Source organism: Bradyrhizobium iriomotense, from assembly GCF_018130765.1.
Taxonomy (GTDB): domain Bacteria; phylum Pseudomonadota; class Alphaproteobacteria; order Rhizobiales; family Xanthobacteraceae; genus Bradyrhizobium; species Bradyrhizobium iriomotense_A.
Map to the genome: position 1 here is coordinate 216,148 of NZ_JAFCJZ010000010.1, position 18,182 is coordinate 234,329.

The following is an 18,182-nucleotide window of genomic DNA, read 5'->3' on the forward strand; positions in this document are numbered from 1 at the left end:
CAACACGAACAACAATAATAACGGCGACCCCTAAACTTCCCTCCCGACTGGGTGCAGCATGCATGCGCGCCGAGCCGGCCCCCAAAAGGATGATACCCCATGGCCAATGCCCGCAAGATCCTGATCGTGGATGACGATACCGATCTGCGCGATACGTTGGTGGAGCAATTATCGCTGCACGAAGAATTCGAAGCCTCCGCCGTCGATACCGGCGCCAAGGGCGCGAGTGCCGCGAAGGCCAATTCCCCCGATCTCGTTCTGATGGATGTCGGCCTGCCCGACACCGATGGCCGCGAAGTTGTCCGCTCGCTGCGCAAGGGCGGCTTCAAGGCGCCGATCATCATGCTGACCGGGCATGACACCGATTCCGATACGATTCTGGGCCTGGAATCCGGCGCGAACGACTATGTCGCAAAACCGTTCCGCTTCGCCGTGCTGCTGGCGCGCATCCGCGCCCAGCTCCGCCAGCACGAGGCCAGCGAGGACGCGGTGTTCTCGGTCGGCCCCTACTCCTTCCGCCCAGGCTCGAAGATGCTGACCGCGGCCAATGCGCGCAAGGTGCGGCTCACCGAGAAGGAAACCGCCATCCTCCGTTTCCTCTATCGCGCCGGCCAGATGCCGGTGTCGCGCGAGACCCTGCTTCAGGAGGTCTGGGGCTACAATTCCGGGGTCACCACCCACACGCTGGAAACCCACATCTACCGCCTCCGCCAGAAGATCGAGAAGGACGCCGCCAACCCCGAGATCCTGGTGACGGAAGCCGGTGGCTACAAGCTGGTGCCGTGATACGCTTCAGGGCCGCACGAATCGTTTTAGATGGCGTGCCCTTGAGCCTCGGACCTGAATGTCAATCGACGACGACGTAGCGCTTCTCGAGCGTGTCCCGACATTGCGCCTGTTGGGAGACGCCTCGTTGCGCATGCTGGCGATCGGCTCCGAGCAGCGTGACTTCGTCCGCGGCGACGTCCTGTTCAATCTCGGCGACGACGCCGATGCCGGCTACGTGGTCCAGCGCGGCGCCTTCCGGGTCGAGGACGGTGCTGGCGCCGAGATGATCGCAGGTCCCGGCGCGCTGATCGGCGAGCTCGCGCTGGTGGTGCCGATGAAGCGGCCGTCGAGCGCGATCGCGCTGGAGCATTCCTCCGTCATCCGCGTCGCGCGCAGCCTGTTCCAGCGCGTGCTTGAGAGCGATCCGGCTGCCGCGGTTCGTCTTCGTGATGAATTCGCGGTGCGCTCGAGCCAGATTGCGAGCGATATCCTGATGGCGGGCGCGAAGCTGACGTCGTAGCTCCGCCCGTCATTCCGGGGCGCGACGAAGTCGCGAGCCCGGAATCCATTCATCCACCAACTCTGCCGCCCGATGGATTCCGGGCTCGCGCTGCGCGCGCCCCGGAATGACGACGGAGGCTTACACCTCCAGCGTCACCGTTACAGGCACATGGTCCGACGGCCGCTCCCAGCTGCGCGCATCGCGCAGGATCTTGAAATCGCTGACCGCGTCCTTCAGCGCACGCGAGACCCAGATGTGATCGAGCCTGCGGCCGCGGTCGCCGACAGTCCAGTCGGCGGAGCGATAGCTCCACCACGTATAGACCTTCTCCGACATCGGAATGCGCTCGCGCGCGACGTCGATCCACTCGCCGGCTGCGAGCGCCGCGTTGAGCTTCTCGGTTTCGACAGGCGTGTGCGAGACCACTTTCAGCAATTGCTTGTGCGACCACACGTCGTTCTCGTGCGGAGCGACGTTGAGATCGCCGACCAGGATGTGACGGTCCTCACCGCGCGGATGCAGCGGTTCGCACGCTGTCATCTCGTCGAGGAAACGGAGCTTGTGATCGAACTTCTCGTTCAGCGCGGGATCGGGAATGTCGCCGCCGGCGGGTACGTAGAAATTATGCAGCACCAGCGGCTTTGCGATGCCCGCCTTCTCGCCGAACGACACCGAGATATGCCGCGAATCCACCTTGTCGCAGAAAGTGCGGATGTCCTTTGACTCGAAAGGAATCTTCGAGACGATGGCGACGCCGTGATAGCCCTTCTGCCCGTTCAGCGCGACGTGCTCGTAACCGAGCCGCTTGAAGCGCTTCAGCGGAAAGGCGTCGTCGATGCACTTGGTTTCCTGCAGGCACAGCACCTCCGGCCGCGCGCTCTTGAGGAATTTCGCGACCAGGTCGATGCGCAGCCGCACCGAGTTGATGTTCCAGGTTGTCAGGGAAAGACGCATGAGGGATGCGTCTTAGCATGGATTGGCGGGGGGAAAATGCTTGTCCACAGGCGTGGAATCGTAGGGTGGGCAAAGCGAAGCGTGCCCACGTGCTGATCGCGAGGAGGAAAGATGGTGGGCACGGCGCAAACGCGCCTTTGCCCACCCTACGGCAGCGGAGCGTTTAACCCGGCGACTGGCCGTAGTTCGTGAAATCGATCTTGAACATGCCGGGATCGAGCTTCTTGCTCGAATCCAGATTGTAGACCGCGATCGTGGTGTCGTAGCCCTGCGGGTCGGTGACGGTCCACTGCTTGAGCTGGCCGTCCTTGGCGCCGAACATCAGCAGAAGCCGGCTGGTGCCGACCAGCGCCTGCTTCTCCTCGATGGTGACGCTGACGAAGACGTCGTCGGCCGAGACGCTGACGACATTGGTGTCCTTCATCAGGTCGATGCGATCGGACAACAGGAAGCGCAGCGGCGTCTGCGACAGCGGATAGACGTCCTGGGTCGCGAGCTTGCGGTCGCGCACCACCAGGGACGAACCGTCGGCGATGATGTCGATCGGGCTCGGCGCGTCATATTCGAAGCGCACCTTGCCCGGCTTCTGGATGTAGAAATCGCCCTGCGTCTTGCTGCCGTCGGGGCCGACCTGGACGAAATTTCCGACCAGCGTCTGCAGCGAGGAGAGATAGGCACTGACCTTGGCCGCCTGCGCCTTCTGGCTGGCATCGAAGGTCTGGAAGATGCTGCTCGGCACGTTGCGGCGCGGGTCCGGGATAACAGGGTTCGGCGGCGTCTGCGTCGCGCCGGTGACAGCCGGTCCCCCGGCGGAGGTGCCACCGTCGCGCCCCTTCGGCGCAGGCTTCGGCACCGGAACGGTCTGCGCGAACGACGCCGCAGTCACCATCGCGGCAGTGACGAGAAGCACGCCGGCCACGCGTGCGCTTCTCGCAGCGATGGTGGCAGCGAATCGAATGTCCTTGTGTCTGATCAACGCGTCGTCCTGTGTGGCTGGGCGCCTTTTTAGCGTGATTTTGGGCAAAAGCAGATAACGATTTCGCGTGAAATGATGATTTGAGGCCCTTCGCCTCACATATGGCTGTCTTCTTCTTCGACCAGAATCTCGCGCTTGCCGGCGTGGTTGGCGGGACCGACGATGCCCTCCAGTTCCATGCGCTCCATCAGCGATGCGGCGCGGTTATAGCCGATTTGCAGGCGGCGCTGGATGTAGCTGGTCGAGGCCTTGCGGTCGCGTTTGACGATCGCAACCGCCTGCGCAAACAGGTCGCCGCCGCCATCGGCACCCATGCCGGTGGCGTCGAACACCGCGCCGTCCTCATCCTCGGTCGGCTCTTCGGCCGTGACCGCTTCGAGATATTCCGGCTGGCCCTGCGTCTTGAGGTGACGCACCACCTTCTCGACTTCCTCGTCGGACGCGAAAGGTCCGTGCACGCGGCTGATGCGGCCGCCTCCCGCCATGTAGAGCATGTCGCCCTGGCCGAGCAGCTGCTCGGCGCCCATCTCGCCCAGAATGGTGCGGCTGTCGATCTTGGACGTGACCTGGAAGGCGATGCGGGTCGGGAAGTTGGCCTTGATGGTGCCGGTGATGACGTCCACCGACGGACGCTGCGTCGCCAGGATCACATGCAGGCCGGCGGCGCGCGCCATTTGCGCCAGGCGTTGCACCGCGCCTTCGATGTCCTTGCCGGCGACCATCATCAGGTCGGCCATTTCGTCGACGATGATGACGATGTAGGGCAGCGGATCGAGCGAGAGTTTTTCTTCCTCGTAGATCGCCTTGCCGGTCTCCTTGTCGAAGCCGGTGTGTACCGTGCGCGTCGGCTCCTCGCCCTTGGCTTTCAGTTCGAGCAGGCGGGTGTTGTAGCCGTCGATGTTGCGCACACCGAGCTTGGCCATGTTCTTGTAGCGCTCTTCCATCTCGCGCACGGCCCATTTCAGCGCGACCACCGCCTTCTTCGGGTCGGTCACGACGGGCGTGAGCAGATGGGGAATGCCGTCATAGACGGAGAGTTCGAGCATCTTCGGATCGACCATGATCAGCCGGCACTGATCCGGGCGCAGCCGGTAGACCAGGCTGAGGATCATGGTGTTGATCGCGACCGACTTGCCCGAGCCGGTGGTGCCGGCGATCAGCATGTGCGGGGTGCGCGCGAGGTCGATGATGACGGGGTCGCCGCCGATGGTCTTGCCGAGGCAGAGCGGCAGCTTTGCGACCGTGTCGGTCGCCTCCTTCGCTACCAGCAATTCGCGCAGATAAACCTTTTCGCGATGCGCGTTCGGCAGCTCGATGCCGATGGCGTTGCGGCCGGGCACGACGGCGACGCGCGCCGAGAGCGCGCTCATCGAGCGCGCGATGTCGTCGGCAAGGCCGATCACGCGCGACGACTTGATGCCGGGCGCCGGCTCCAGCTCGTACAGCGTGACGACGGGGCCCGGATTGGCCTTCACGATCTCGCCGCGCACGCCGAAATCCTGCAGCACGCCTTCGAGCGATCGCGAATTGGTCTCCAGCTCGGCCTTGCTGAGCGGCTGGCGATCGCCGGCCTTCGGCGCGGCCAGCATGGAGACGGACGGAAGGTCGAACTTGTCGGAGGACTTCTTGGAAGCGGCCTTCGGCGCAGCCTTCTTCCTCGGGGCGCGCGCGGCCGGCTCCTCCTCTTCCTCCTCCTCGTCTTCCACTTCTTCTTCGTGCTCGTCCTCGTAGTCCTCGTCCTCGGCCTGCGGCGAGATCGACGGCGCGGCGCGGCCGCCGCCGAGATTCGGCTCCTGGCGGCTGAATGCGACGGCCTTGGTCTTCGGTCCGCTCGACACCAGTGAGCGATAGGCCGCGCCAAGCAGCCAGATCAGCCGCGCCTTCGTGCTCATCAGCGCATGGAACAGCCAGCCCAGCGACACCGAACCGCGATCGCTCTCCTCGTCCTCGTCGAGCGGCTTGTCATCGTCCTCGATCTCGGCGAGCTCTTCGTCGTGCTCGCGGGCGCCGAGGCCGCAGGCGATCAGGAAGGTCGCTGCCATCGCGGCGAACAGGATCGTGCCGAGGATCATGCGATAGATCGTGCCCGGTGGTCCGAAGATCACCGCGGGCGCGCGCACCAGGGCATCGCCGACAACGCCGCCGAGTCCGGTCGGCAGCGGCCAGGCGCCGCCATGCGGCCAGCAGCTGACGAAGCCCGCCGCGATGACGGTGCAGAGGACCCAGGAGCCGAGCCGCAGCGCCTCGCGGTCGAACGGGCGATGGGTCATCATCCGCCAGCCCCAAACCGCGACGGTCAGCACCAGCATGATCGCGCCGAGCCCGAGGATCTGCATCGCGAGGTCGGCGCCGATGGCGCCGGCATAGCCGAGGATGTTGCGGATCGGTCGCGACGTCGCGTGGCTGAGACTGGGATCCTGCACCGACCAGGTCATCAGTGCCGCCGAGGCGACGCCCGACAGCGCGATCAGGCCGAGGCCGGTGAGCTCGCGCATGCGCCGCGCCAGCCCCTCGCGGATCGAGGGCGGCAGATGGCCGACCAGTGGAATGACACGTTCGATTGCCGACATGCTCACGGGCCCCGCCTAACCCAGAGTCTCGACCAGACGGTGCAGCGCCTGCGCCGTCGTTTCGCCATCCTGTACCAGCGCGAGGCGGATGTAGCCTGCGCCGGGATTGAATCCGTCAGGCTGCTGTCGCGCCAAAAAGCTGCCGGGCACCACGCGCACGCCTGCTTCCTTGAACAGCTTCAGCGTCACCGACACATCGTCGCCGATCTCGGAGGTGTTGAGCCAGACGCAAAAGCCGCCATCGGGCCGGCGATAGCCGTAACGATTGCCGATGATCTGGTCGGCGAGATCGAACTTGATCCGGTAGAGCCTGCGATTCTCCTCGACATGTGCCTCGTCGCCATAGGCGACGGTCGCGACATGCTGGAGCGGCACCGGCACCTGGGGAGCAGCGATGTTGCGCAGCTCGAGGAACATCCCGATGAATCTCTTGTCGCCGGCAGTGAAGCCGACACGCAGGCCCGGAAGGTTGGAGCGCTTCGACAGCGACTGGAAGGCAGCCACTCGGGTGAACTCGGGGCCCGCGCATTCGAGCGCGCTGCCGGGCGCTTCACGGGTATAGATCTCGGAGTAGCACTCGTCGCTGAGGATCATGAAATTGTAGCGATCTGCGAGTTGCTTCAGGCGCGTGAAATAATCGCGCGAAGCGACCGCGCCCTGCGGATTGGCTGGCGAGGCCAGATAGAATGCCACGGTGCGCGCCAGCGTCGCCTCGTCGATGGCGTCGAGATCCGGCAGGAAGCCGTTTTCGATGGTGGTCGGCAGATAGATCTGTTCGCAGGCCGCGGCACCGGCGCCAGCGCCATAGACCGGATAAAACGGGTTCGGCATCAGGATGGCGGGCTTGCCGGGCTTCGGGCCGACATAGCGCGCTGCTGCGATCGCGGCGAGGAACAGCCCCTCGCGGCTGCCATTGAGGACGAGAATCTCGCTCTTGGGGTCGAGCGCTCGCGGCAGGTTGAAGCGCGACGACAGCCAGGCGCCGGCAGCGTTGCGGAACGGCTCGGTGCCCTGGTTCATCGGGTAGCGGCCGAATTCGGCGATGTGCTTGGCCAGGACTGGGCCGACGAAGTCGGGCACGGGATGCTGGGGCTCGCCGACCGCAAGCGAAATCAAGGGCTTGCCCGGCTGATGCGGGGCCAGCAGCTCGTTCAGCCGAACGAAGGGCGAGCGTGCGGAATCGGAGCTACCACCGCCCTGCGGCGCACGGGATGAAGCGGTCAGAGCCATTCTGGGCGCCAGTACTCTTGGAACGGCCGGTCGCACCAAGGCGCCGGCGGGAAGCGGTTCAGTTCACCATAGATAGGGCGAGGTTAAGACGCGATTAACCATCGGCCGCCGCCGCCGTCCAGAGCGGGAATAATGGGGCCGGATAACAACGGGATGCATGGCGGTTCTCACCTCTCCCGCTTGCGGGAGAGGGCGTGCACCGTGGCTCGACCTTCAGCGCCCCGGCAGCTTCTCGAATGTCTTCATGCCGGCGGGGATCGCGTGGAACTCCTGCATGTCGCAGGTGTAGATCGCCATCTGCGGATGGAACTGCTTTGGCTCGTCCAGCGTGCCGACCTTCAGGATCGCGGCGGGCAGGCCCGGAACCTTGGTCACGAGATGCGTGCCGCATTCGGCGCAGAATTCGCGCGTCACGGCGCGCTCGAGGTCCTTGCGCGTGAACTGCTTGGGCTGGCCGGTGATGTAGGAGAAGCCGGCAGCCGGCATTGCGATGAAGGTGTTGGGCGCGCCGCCCGTGATGTATTGGCACTCGCGGCAGTGACACTGCGCCTGCATCATCGGGTCGCCCTCGGCGACATAGCGCACTTCGCCGCAATAGCATCCACCTTCCAAACGCATGACGACCTCCCGTCTTGTTTTCGTTGTGGTCGATATTTCTGCGCCGGCAATCTGGAATGGCAATCCTTTTCTTTGTCGCGCGGACCTAAAAGGACCCAAAAAGAAAGGGGCTCCAACTTGCGCTGGAGCCCCTCAACGGTCGGGGCATTGCCGGGTATGTGCCCAAACCGTAGTTGTGGGTGCGATCTCCGAGGAGATCGCGCCCGGGAGGAGAGGTTACATATTGTAGGCGCGCTCGGTGTGCTCGGTGATGTCGAGGCCTTCACGCTCGCTCTCGACATTGGCGCGGAGGCCAACGATCACATCGACGACCTTGTAGAGGATCGCCGAACCGACGCCCGACCACACCAGCGTGGTGCCGACGGCCTTGAGCTGGGAGATCATCTGCGCCGCGAAGTCGTAATCGGCAACCTTCGGCGGGATCGCGGTGTAGTCGATGATGCCGGCGCCGCCGAGGGCGGGGTTGACGAGGATGCCGGTGCCGATGGCGCCGACGATGCCGCCGATGCAGTGCACGCCGAACACGTCGAGGCTGTCATCGTAGCCGAGCGCGTTCTTCACGACGGTGCAGAAGAACAGGCAGACCACACCGACCACGAGGCCGAGGACGATCGCACCCATGACGCCAGCGAAGCCGGCGGCAGGCGTGACGGCCACGAGACCCGCGACAGCGCCGGAGATGACGCCGAGCACCGACGGATGACCCTTCACGATCCACTCCGCGAACATCCACGACAGCGCGGCGGCTGCGGTGGCGACGAAGGAGTTGGTCATGGCGAGCGCAGCGCCGCCGTTGGCTTCGAGGTTGGAGCCGGCGTTGAAGCCGAACCAGCCGACCCAGAGCAGCGAGGCGCCGATCATCGACATGGTCAGCGAGTGCGGGGCCAACAGGTCCTTGCCGTAACCGACGCGCTTGCCGATCAGGAGGGCGCCGACGAGACCTGCGATGCCGGCGTTGATGTGCACCACGGTGCCGCCTGCGAAGTCGATCGCGCCCGCCTTGAAGATCCAGCCGGCGTCGGCATTGATCTCGTCGAGCTTGGCCTGCGCCGCGGTCTTCGCCGCCGCATCACCCGCCGCAGCCAGAGCCTTGGCAGCGTCCTGGATCGCGTCCGGGCCCGGCCAGTACCAGACCATGTGCGCGATCGGGAAGTAGATCAGCGTGACCCAGAGCGGGATGAAGAGAGCGATCGCCGAGAACTTCATGCGCTCGGCGAAGGCGCCGACGATGAGGGCGGGCGTGATCGCCGCGAAGGTCATCTGGAAGCATACATAGACGAGCTCCGAGATGTTGGCGTCGACCGAGAAGGTCGCGGCCTTCGAGTCGGTGGTGACGCCCATCATGAAGGCCTTGGAGAAGCCGCCGATGAAGTCGGAACCGCCGGTGAAGGCGAGGCTGTAGCCGTACACGGCCCAGATCACGGTGACGACGCAGACGGTGTAGAACACCTGCATCAGGACGGAGAGCATGTTCTTGGAGCGGACGAGGCCGCCGTAGAACAGCGCGAGGCCGGGGATCGTCATCAACAGCACGAGCACTGTCGATGTCAGCATCCAGGCGTTGTCTCCCTTGTTGACCGTTGGCTCGGCGTAGGCTGCGGTCGCAGCGAACAGGCCGACTGCGAGAGCCGCCAATCCCGCGCCATAGGGACGCTTGAACGTCATATTGTTTACTCCTGATTGGATAAGGTTGAGCGCGAAATCAGAGGGCCGCGGCATCGGCCTCGCCGGTGCGGATGCGAACCGCATGGTCGAGATTGATGACGAAGATCTTGCCGTCGCCGATCTGTCCGGTTTTCGCAGCGGACGTGATGGCGTCGATGGTCTTGTCGACCTGATCGGAGGCGACAGCAACCTCGATCTTGATCTTGGGCAGGAAGCTCACGGCATATTCGGCGCCGCGATAGATTTCCGTATGGCCCTTCTGGCGGCCATACCCCTTGACTTCCGTCACCGTGAGACCGTGAACGCCGATGGCGGTCAGGGCGTCACGGACTTCTTCCAGCTTGAATGGCTTGATAATCGCCATAACAATTTTCATGGGTCCTATCCCCGCTTGGGCCCGGTCCGGACGTGGCCGGGCGTTTCTCGACTGGTTCGCCACGAGGGAGAAGTTTCACTACGCGGGCACAGCCGGGACCCCTAGAATCAAATGCCGTGCCAGATCAGGCGCCTTGCCTAACGGACTATGAAAACGGGTGTTTTCGCGATTGACGCGTAGTGCGCTGCAGTGCGCTATTACGTCGCGCTCAAAAGCTGATCACGCCTGCTCAATATGCAGGCACGACAGGCTGCCGACACAATGTTGCTCACGTGTCGGGCAGCTTAGCGGTATCTAATTAGGGCGCGAGAGCTCTGCCATGACGCGAAATATCGAACCCCTCGCGCTTGTGCTCACGAGATGCGCGCAACAGCGCGACCGGCTTGAGCGGGAGAAGGCTTGCCGGACGGGTATCCGGCTGAGGACCATCAGGCGGCGTCTCGCTCTGCAAAGACCCTGTCGACCAGCCCCCATTCGACCCCCTGCTCCGCAGTCATGAAGTGATCGCGGTCGAGCGTCCGCTCCACCTCCGCCTCGGTGCGCCCGCAATGCTGCGCGTAGAGCCGGGTGATGCGCCGCTTGGTCTCCTGCATTTCGTTGGCATGGATCAGGATGTCGGACGCCTGGCCCTGGAAGCCGCCGAGCGGCTGATGCACGTGAAGGCTCGCATTGGGCAGCGCGGCGCGGTGACCTGGCTCGCCGGCCATCAGCAGGAATGAGCCCATCGAGCGCGCGGTGCCCATGCACAGCGTATGAACCGGCGCCTTGATGAACTGCATGGTGTCGTACATCGCGAGCCCGCTTGTGACCACGCCGCCATAGGAGTTGATGTAGAGATTGATCGGCCTGCTTGGATTCTCCGCCTCCAGGAACAACAATTGCGCGCAGACAAGGCCTGACATCGCATCATTGACCTCGCCGTTGAGGAAGATGATCCGCTCGCGCAGGAGCCGCGAATAAATGTCGAAGGATCGCTCGCCGCGGGCGGATTGTTCGACAACCATAGGGACGAGCTGAAGCATGTCGCGCATTGGCGACCTCCATGTCTGCAGGTGATGAAGTCTATTTTGGTGCTAGGCCGCCGCGCGCATCATGCAGCGATTGCTGTTGGCCGGCTGCGGCAGTTTCGCGAGGTCGTCGCAGGCTTGCTGGATGATGCGAAAGCGCGTGCCGCCGTCCTCGTTCGGCTCGATCCGGAAGATCACGTGGCTTTCGCGAAACGGCGGTTCGGAATCGCGAAGCCGGTAGCGCACCTCTTCGCCAGGGATCGACGATTCCGGCTCGGCGCCGGCAAGGTCGCAATCCGGTAGCCAGCGTTCGCGCAGCGCCGGAATGGTGACGGCGCGCCAGACCTTTGCCGGCGGCGCGTCGAATTCATATTCGAGCACCAGTTTCGCGTCGGAGGGATCAGGTTTCGCTACGTCGCTCATTGATCCAGATCCTTATTGATCCATGTCCTTGAGGAGATCGGCGAGTGCTTCCATGCGCTTTGGCCAATAGGCGCGGTAACGCGCAAGCCATGCCCCGATGGCCACGATTCCGTTCGGGTCGACTTCGTAATTCACAAAGCGGCCCTGCCGCTGTTCGCGCACGAGGCCCGCCGCGCGCAACACCGACAGATGCTGCGACATCGCCGGCTGGCTGATCTCCAAACCGTCGCGCAAAGCGCTGGCATTCAGGCTTCCGCCAGCGAGCCTCTCAAAGACCTTTCGGCGCGTCGGGTCGGCCAGTGCCTTGAAGATGTCGGCTTCGATCATGCCAACACATAAGCATGTACTTATGTGTTGCGCAAGCCTCGATTACTGAAGCGCTTCGCCATGCTGCGAAATATCCAGGCCCTCGAGCTCATGCTCACGGGATACGCGCAAGGGCACGAACAGGCCGACCAGCTTGAGCAGGATGAAGCTCACGCCCGCGGCCCAGACGAAGGTGACGGCGACGCCATAGAGCTGGATCAGGAGCTGCTGCGGATGGCCCTCGAGCAGGCCGGCGGTGCCGCCGATCGCGCTGGTCGCGAACACGCCGGCCAGCAGGGTGCCGGTCAGGCCGCCGATGCCATGGACGCCGAACACGTCGAGGGAGTCGTCGTAGTTGAAACGGTGCTTCAGCCAGGTGCAGGCCCAGTAGCAGACCGCACCGGCGATCACGCCGATGACGATGCCGTGCCAGGGCGCCACGAATCCGGAGGCCGGCGTGATGGTGCCGAGGCCGGCGACCGCGCCGGAGATCATGCCGAGCACGGAGGGCTTGCGCCGCGTCGACCATTCGATCGCACCCCAGGTCAGCGCGCCGGAGCAGGCCGCGAGATGCGTCGCGATGATCGCCAGCACCGCACGCGAATTGGCCGCGCCCGCCGAGCCGCCGTTGAAGCCGAACCAGCCGACCCACAACAGGCCGGTGCCCATCACCGCCAGCGAGAGATCGAACGGCGAGAGATTTTCGGTGCCGTAGCCGTGACGGCGTCCCATCACCTTGGCGGCGACGAGGCCGGCGGTGCCGGCCGACAGATGCACGACGAGGCCGCCGGCGAAATCCATCACGCCCAGGCTGTTGAGGAAGCCGCCGCCCCACACCCAATGCGCCAGCGGAATGTAGACGAAGATGAACCAGGCGACGGAGAACAACAGATAAGCCGAGAACCGCATGCGGTCGGCGACGGAGCCCGCGACCAGCGCCACCGTGATGATCGCAAACGTCATCTGGTACAGCATGAACAATGCTTCCGGGATCGTCTTCGCCGCCGGATTGACGCTGTCGAGCGTCATGCCGGCGAGGAACCAGCGGTCGAGCGTGCCGATCCACGGCCCGTCGCCGACGAAGCAGAGCGAATAGCCGAACGCGACCCAGAGAATCGAGATGATCGTTACGGCCGCAAGGCTCTGCGCCATGGTCGCGAGTACGTTCTTTTTGCGCACCATGCCGGAGTAGAACAGCGCCAGACCCGGGATCGTCATCATCAGCACCAGCGCGGTGGCGACGATCATCCAGGCTGTGTCGGCGGTGTTGATCTCGGAGGCGGCGGCGTGCGCCGGCGCGGCCATGACCAACGCAAGTCCGATCGGCGCAGCCAAAGCGGCCGCGCGGCGCAACAATCCCGCCATGTCGTTTCCCCCAGCATAGAAACTACGTCGCACGCTGTGGCGTCGTTGCCCGGTGCGATCGAAACAGTCGTGTTTGGTTCAGAGCGCGTCGCTGTCGGTTTCGCCGGTGCGGATGCGCAGCGCGTGGTCGATCGGCGTCACGAAGATCTTGCCGTCGCCGATCTGGCCGGTGCGGGCGGTCGAGGTGATCACGGCGACCGCCTTGTCGGCGACGTCGGAGGCGACCGCGATCTCGATGCGCAGCTTGGGCAAGAAGTTCACGACATATTCGGCGCCGCGATAGATCTCGGTGTGGCCCTTCTGGCGGCCATAGCCCTTTACCTCGGTCACGGTCATGCCGTGGACGCCGATCGCCGTCAGGGCCTGGCGGACCTCATCGAGCTTGAAGGGTTTGATGATCGCGACGACGAGTTTCATGGTCAGGCCTATTCCCCGGGATGCGCCGCGCCGTATGTCCCCGGCGCCGCGTCAATCTGGCATCTTTACGGGCAAATGGCACAAAAAAGTTGCAGATTGAAGCGGAAAAACGTTTGGCCAAGGGCGGTCATGTGAACGGCCGCCTCTGTACAGGGCAGCCGTTCATCATTCACAATGCATTTTTGGCATGGATGCGATGAACCGAAGCGTCCCGGCCGGTACATAAGTATGTTCGAGGGGGACGTTTCATGGCGAGCTGGTTCTACGCATCCGAGGGCAAGCAGCAGGGGCCCTTTCCGGAAGGACAATTCCGCGATCTGATCGCCCAGGGCGTCGTCCGCCCGGACACGCTGGTGTGGACCGAGGGCATGGCCGGCTGGCAGAAGGCCGCCGAGATTCCCGGCCTGGCCGGCGGCGGTGGACCGCCGATGGTTCCGGCCGGCGGCCCGCCGATGATGGGCGGCAGTGGCTATGGTGGTGCGGCCGGCGGATCGCTGACAGCTGATTTCAGCCCGTTCGGTCTGCTCGGCCGCAGCATCGTGTTCGTGATCGGCATCCTGCTGGTGATCCCCGCACCCTGGGTCACCGTCTGGTTCTACAAATACATCACGTCGCAGATCCAGGTTCCGGGCCGCCCGAATTTCGGTTTCGCCGGCCAGCCGATGGACATCTGGTGGGCGTTGATGCTCAACGCGCTCCTGACTTACGCTGGCGCAACCGGCATATCGTTCGCGCCGCTCCTTGCGGTGATCGCCAACGCGTTCCTCGCCTGGGTGATCCTGCGCTGGATTATCGCCAACCTCACCTCCAACGGCGAGCGGCTGCCGCTCTCGTTCCAGGGCAGCGCGATCGGCTATGTCGGCTGGTACCTGCTGATGATGATCTCGACCATCACCATCATCGGCTGGGCCTGGGTGATCGCGTTCTGGATGCGCTGGAATTGCCGGAACATCGAGGGCACACGGCGCGAAGTCGTCTTCAACGGCAGCGGCTGGCAGGTCCTGTGGCGATCGGTGGTGTTCTCGCTGGCCTGCAGCTTCATCATCCCGATTCCGTGGATGCTGCGCTGGTATGGCCGCTGGTTCGTGTCGCAATTCGCCCTCGTCGATCGCGGGGCGGCGGTAGCTCGCGGCTACTGAGCGCGACCGCTCGCCCACCTCTCCCGCTTGCGGGAGAGGTCGGCGCGAAAGCGCCGGGTGAGGGCTCTCTCCGCACGGGGGTTCTCGATTGCCGAAGCACCCTCTCCCCAACCCTCTCCCGCAAGCGGGAGAGGGAGCCCACCTCCGCCGTTGCAGCTATCGAGCCTCATCTCATAGCGTTCTAGGCGTGAATTGACAGTTGCGGCGCGATCGTTTCCGCGACAGCGCGCATGTCGCGCGCGAGCGCCAGCGAGGTTGCCCGGTCCAGCTGGCTGCCGAGGCCGACGGCGGCGATGGTGTGCGAAATCGTTCCCTTCGCGTTGAGAACGGGCACGGCGACGATGGTCACGCCGGCAATGTAATTGCCGCGGTCGATGCTGAAACCTTGCTTGCGCACCTGGTCGACTTCCTTGCGCCAGGCCTCGAAGGTCGGCGCGTTGTGCCAGCGCAGCAGACGAAAGCGCTTCTCGATCTCCTTCTCCGGCTGGCCGCTGAAGGCGGCAACGCAGCGTCCCGTGGCGCTAATCAGCGCCGGGAAGCGGCTGCCGATGTCGACATGAAGCCGCACCGGCGCCTGGCTGCGCGCCAGCGCGACGACGATCATGTTGTCGAGATCCGGCACCTCGACGCCGATCGCGGTGACGCCGTAGCGGCTTGAAAGCTCCTCGAGCTTCGGCCGCATCAGGCTGGGAAAATCGGCATTCTCGAGCACCGCGCGCGCCAGCGGCAGCATGCCGACGCCGAGGCTGTAGCGTTTGGTCTGCGGATCGACCTGCAGCAGATCTTCCGCGAGCAGCGCCCGCACGATGTGCAACGCGGTGCTCGGCACCAGATCGAGATTCTCCGCGATCGCCTTGAGACTCTGCGGCGCGGGACTGCGGCTGAGTAGGCGGAGAATGGCGACGGCGCGCGTGACTGCGGGCACGGCGCGGACACGGGGTGATTTGGCATTCGGCATGATCGTATCGGTACAACAGCGGCTGGAGTGCAACAACACCAACTCATCGAGTCAGCGCCAACACGGCGTTGATCTTTCGCCTCACCGCGGCCTGTGAAGCCAAGCTCCGGCGCGATCCGCGAGAATTGTACATATACAATTGATAGTGCTATTTGACAATTAGCGCGCCGTCGGTATCTTGCCGGTCATGAGCAAGCTGACCGACTTCACGAGCTACGCCGCCGCGCAGACGATCTTCTCCCCGGAGAAGCTCTGGGAATTATTCGACGGCAATCGCGCGCAGCTGAACATCGCGCATGAGTGCATCGACCGGCACGCCGGTCGTTCCGATCCGGCCGTGATCGTCGTCCGCGCGGACGGGCCGGACGAGGTGCTGGGCTTTGCCGAGCTCGCGGCAGCGTCCTCGCGCTTTGCGCATGATCTGGTGAGCCGCGGGATCAAGGCCGGGGATCGCGTCGCGGTCATGCTGGAGCCCTCGCGCGCCTTCTACGTGGCGGTGTTCGGCACCATGAAGGCCGGCGCCATCGCGGTGCCGCTGTTCACGCTGTTCGGACCCGACGGCGTCAAGCTGCGCGTCGACGATTGCAAGCCGCGGCTGATCGTGACCAACGCGGAGAAGGCGCCGCTGCTCGCCGGGATCGGCACCGAGGTCGTGGTCGCCGATGACGCCTTCCTGAACGGCCTGCAGCGCTTCGCGCCGCAGTTCACCCCTGAGACGGCGGCCGATGACATGGCCCTGTATCAATATACGTCGGGCACGACGCGCGAATTGCCCGAAGCGGTCAAGCACACCCATCGCTCGATCGTCACGCTGATGGTCGCGGCGCTGTACGGCACCGGGCTGCGTCCCGGCGACCGCTTCATCTGCCCGTCATCGCCGGCCTGGGGACATGGACTCTGGCACGGCACGCTGGCGCCGCTCGCACTCGGCATCACCATCGGAGCCTATGCCGGCAAGTTCAATCCGGAGCGGCTGCTGGCGGCGCTCGAACGGCACCGGTTCACCAACATCTCGGCGGCCGCGACGCATTATCGGATGATGCGGAATTCGGGCGCCGCGCCACGCTACCGCTACGTGCTGGAGAAATTGTCGTTCACCGGCGAGCCGATCGACAGCGAGACGGCGGCCTTCGCGCACGACACCTTCGGCCATCAGGTGTGCAGCATGTACGGTACCACCGAGATCGGCGTGATCCTGGTGAGCTATCCCGGCGCACGCGATTTCGTCGTCAAGCCGGGCTCGCTCGGCAAGCCGATCCCGGGCGGACGTGTCGAAGTGCAGGACGCCGAAGGCAAGCCCTGCGCGCCCGGCGTCACCGGCGAGCTGAAGGTCTGGCGGCGCGGCGCGTGGATCGCCACCAAGGACCTCGGGCGTATCGACGAGGACGGCTACTTCTATCACGGCGGCCGCGCCGATGATGTCATCATCTCCGCCGGCTGGACCATGAGCGCCGTCGAGATCGAGGACGCGATCCTGAAGCATCCAGAAGTGCGCGAAGCCGCCGCCATCGGTGTCCCCGATCCGCTCCGCGGCCAGGTGGTCAAGGCCTTCGTGGTCACCGACCGGCCCGGCGATACGTCGTTCGAGCACGAGATCCAGGACGTCGTGCGCCAGCGCCTCAGCCATCACGAATATCCGCGTCTCGTCAGCTTCGTCTCGGAGCTGCCGAAGACGCCGGCCGGCAAGGTCAACCGCAAGGTGCTGCGCGACCGCGAGCAGACCATCAAACAATCAGAAGCGACGAATTAAGGAGAGGAACGTCACATGCTGGACAAGACCGAAACCAGGTTTCCGAAGATCACCGAAGAGGGCCTCGACGATTTGCGCAAGCGCATCGGCGTCACCATCGGCGTGACCGCCGAGCCCTGGTGCTACGAGGCGACACGCGACAACATCCGTCATTACGCGCACGGCATCGGCGACGACAATCCGCTGTGGTGCGATCCCGACTACGCCGCCAAGTCCGCTTACGGCGGCATCATCGCGCTGCCGAGCTTCCTGTTCGCGACCAGCCGCATCGTGTCGGGCTATGTCGGCGGGATGCCCGGCGTCCACGCCATGTGGTCGGGCGCGGACTGGACCTGGCACAAGGCGGTCAGGCGCAACGACGTGATCTCCACCGAGGCCAAGCTGAAGGACCTCGTCGAGCATCAGACCCGTTTCGCCGGCCGCGCCATCCAGCAGACCTATCACGTCGATTTCTTCAACCAGCAGGGCGACCTCGTCGCCGAGGCCGACAGCTGGTGCTTCCGCACCGAGCGCGACCACGCGCGCGAGCAGGGCACCAAATACAAGGAAGTCAGGGCGCGTGAGCCGCGCCGCTACAGCGATGAGGAGCTCGCCGCCGCCTACAAGCATTATGCCGACGAACGGATTCAGGGCTCGCGTCCGCGCTACTGGCAGGACGTCACCGAAGGCGAGGCGCTGCCGGTGATGCTGAAGGGGCCGATGACCGTCACCGGCTTCATCGCCTATGCGCAGGGCTGGGGCGGCCTCTACATCCGCGCCAACAAGCTCGCCTGGAAACTCGCCGACGCCCATCGCGGCCTCGGCATTCCCAACCGCTTCAACATCCCCGACTGCCCCGAGCGCGTGCACTGGGAAGAGGAGTTCGCGCTCGAGGTCGGCGCGCCCGGCGCCTATGATTACGGTCCGGAGCGCTGCTCCTGGCTCACCCATCACCTCACCAACTGGATGGGCGATGACGGCTTCCTGCGTCGCGCGACCTGCAAGATCCGCCGGCACAATCCCGAGGGCGACATCCTGTTCATCAAGGGCACGGTGAAGCGCAAATTCGTCGAGAACGGCCGACATCTGGTCGAGATCGAGCAGGAAGCGCGCAATCAGGACAACGAGCTCTCCGTGCTCGGAACCGGCATCGTGGAATTGCCGAGCCGCAGCTGACAA

The 18,182-nt window shown here is 64.6% G+C and carries 18 protein-coding genes; 5 read left to right on the forward strand and 13 right to left on the reverse strand.

Annotation, left to right across the window (positions count from 1 at the left end; translation table 11 throughout):
• Positions 1 to 99 precede the first annotated feature (99 nt).
• Both JQ635_RS19205 and JQ635_RS19210 read left to right on the forward strand, forming a co-directional pair.
• On the forward strand, positions 100 to 786 hold the full coding sequence (locus tag JQ635_RS19205; protein WP_008142830.1) for a response regulator transcription factor: 687 nt from the start codon (positions 100 to 102) through the stop codon (positions 784 to 786).
• A gap of 58 nt (positions 787 to 844) precedes the next feature.
• Positions 845 to 1,288 (forward strand): cyclic nucleotide-binding domain-containing protein, encoded by a 444-nt coding sequence (locus JQ635_RS19210; protein WP_035703221.1) that lies wholly within the window; start codon positions 845 to 847, stop codon positions 1,286 to 1,288.
• A gap of 120 nt (positions 1,289 to 1,408) precedes the next feature.
• Here JQ635_RS19210 and JQ635_RS19215 read toward each other — a convergent pair whose 3' ends face one another.
• The 12 genes from JQ635_RS19215 to JQ635_RS19270 all read right to left on the reverse strand — a co-directional run bounded on the left by JQ635_RS19215 (position 1,409) and on the right by JQ635_RS19270 (position 13,177).
• A complete protein-coding gene (locus JQ635_RS19215) occupies positions 1,409 to 2,224 on the reverse strand; it encodes an exodeoxyribonuclease III (protein ID WP_211411382.1) in 816 nt (271 codons plus the stop codon).
• Between the two features lie 163 nt (positions 2,225 to 2,387).
• Positions 2,388 to 3,143 (reverse strand): outer membrane lipoprotein carrier protein LolA, encoded by a 756-nt coding sequence (locus JQ635_RS19220; protein ID WP_211411383.1) that lies wholly within the window; start codon positions 3,141 to 3,143, stop codon positions 2,388 to 2,390.
• 152 nt (positions 3,144 to 3,295) lie between these two features.
• Positions 3,296 to 5,776: a DNA translocase FtsK gene (locus JQ635_RS19225; protein WP_211411384.1), complete on the reverse strand. Its 2,481-nt coding sequence runs from the start codon at positions 5,774 to 5,776 to the stop codon at positions 3,296 to 3,298.
• 9 nt (positions 5,777 to 5,785) lie between these two features.
• Positions 5,786 to 7,000: an aminotransferase class I/II-fold pyridoxal phosphate-dependent enzyme gene (locus tag JQ635_RS19230; RefSeq protein WP_211411385.1), complete on the reverse strand. Its 1,215-nt coding sequence runs from the start codon at positions 6,998 to 7,000 to the stop codon at positions 5,786 to 5,788.
• A gap of 213 nt (positions 7,001 to 7,213) precedes the next feature.
• Positions 7,214 to 7,618, reverse strand: coding sequence for a GFA family protein (locus tag JQ635_RS19235; protein WP_211411386.1), 405 nt, complete (start codon positions 7,616 to 7,618; stop codon positions 7,214 to 7,216).
• 216 nt (positions 7,619 to 7,834) lie between these two features.
• Entirely contained in the window at positions 7,835 to 9,283 is a 1,449-nt protein-coding gene (locus tag JQ635_RS19240) for an ammonium transporter (RefSeq protein WP_211411387.1), read from the reverse strand.
• Between the two features lie 37 nt (positions 9,284 to 9,320).
• Positions 9,321 to 9,659, reverse strand: coding sequence for a P-II family nitrogen regulator (locus JQ635_RS19245; RefSeq protein WP_008142813.1), 339 nt, complete (start codon positions 9,657 to 9,659; stop codon positions 9,321 to 9,323).
• Positions 9,660 to 10,087: 428 nt separating this feature from the next.
• A complete protein-coding gene (locus JQ635_RS19250) occupies positions 10,088 to 10,690 on the reverse strand; it encodes an ATP-dependent Clp protease proteolytic subunit (RefSeq protein WP_211411388.1) in 603 nt (200 codons plus the stop codon).
• A 42-nt stretch (positions 10,691 to 10,732) separates the two neighbouring features.
• Positions 10,733 to 11,089, reverse strand: coding sequence for an SRPBCC family protein (locus tag JQ635_RS19255; protein ID WP_211411389.1), 357 nt, complete (start codon positions 11,087 to 11,089; stop codon positions 10,733 to 10,735).
• 12 nt (positions 11,090 to 11,101) lie between these two features.
• Positions 11,102 to 11,416 carry an ArsR/SmtB family transcription factor gene (locus JQ635_RS19260; RefSeq protein WP_211411390.1) on the reverse strand — a complete coding sequence of 105 codons (315 nt, stop codon included), beginning with the start codon at positions 11,414 to 11,416 and terminating at the stop codon, positions 11,102 to 11,104.
• 42 nt (positions 11,417 to 11,458) lie between these two features.
• Positions 11,459 to 12,760, reverse strand: a complete 1,302-nt coding sequence (locus tag JQ635_RS19265; protein ID WP_211411391.1) for an ammonium transporter — start codon at positions 12,758 to 12,760, stop codon at positions 11,459 to 11,461.
• Between the two features lie 78 nt (positions 12,761 to 12,838).
• Positions 12,839 to 13,177: a P-II family nitrogen regulator gene (locus tag JQ635_RS19270; RefSeq protein ID WP_018323564.1), complete on the reverse strand. Its 339-nt coding sequence runs from the start codon at positions 13,175 to 13,177 to the stop codon at positions 12,839 to 12,841.
• Between the two features lie 248 nt (positions 13,178 to 13,425).
• Between JQ635_RS19270 and JQ635_RS19275 the strand changes: the two genes are divergently transcribed.
• Positions 13,426 to 14,316, forward strand: a complete 891-nt coding sequence (locus JQ635_RS19275; protein ID WP_211411392.1) for a DUF4339 domain-containing protein — start codon at positions 13,426 to 13,428, stop codon at positions 14,314 to 14,316.
• A 181-nt stretch (positions 14,317 to 14,497) separates the two neighbouring features.
• Here the strand turns inward: JQ635_RS19275 and JQ635_RS19280 are convergent, their stop codons facing one another.
• Complete coding sequence (locus tag JQ635_RS19280) at positions 14,498 to 15,274, reverse strand: IclR family transcriptional regulator (RefSeq protein ID WP_211411393.1); 777 nt, start codon at positions 15,272 to 15,274, stop codon at positions 14,498 to 14,500.
• Between the two features lie 187 nt (positions 15,275 to 15,461).
• On the opposite strand from JQ635_RS19280, the gene JQ635_RS19285 reads away from it, so the two are divergent.
• Entirely contained in the window at positions 15,462 to 17,024 is a 1,563-nt protein-coding gene (locus tag JQ635_RS19285; protein ID WP_211411394.1) for an acyl-CoA synthetase, read from the forward strand.
• Positions 17,025 to 17,039: 15 nt separating this feature from the next.
• On the forward strand, positions 17,040 to 18,179 hold the full coding sequence (locus tag JQ635_RS19290; protein ID WP_211411395.1) for an FAS1-like dehydratase domain-containing protein: 1,140 nt from the start codon (positions 17,040 to 17,042) through the stop codon (positions 18,177 to 18,179).
• Positions 18,180 to 18,182 lie beyond the last annotated feature (3 nt).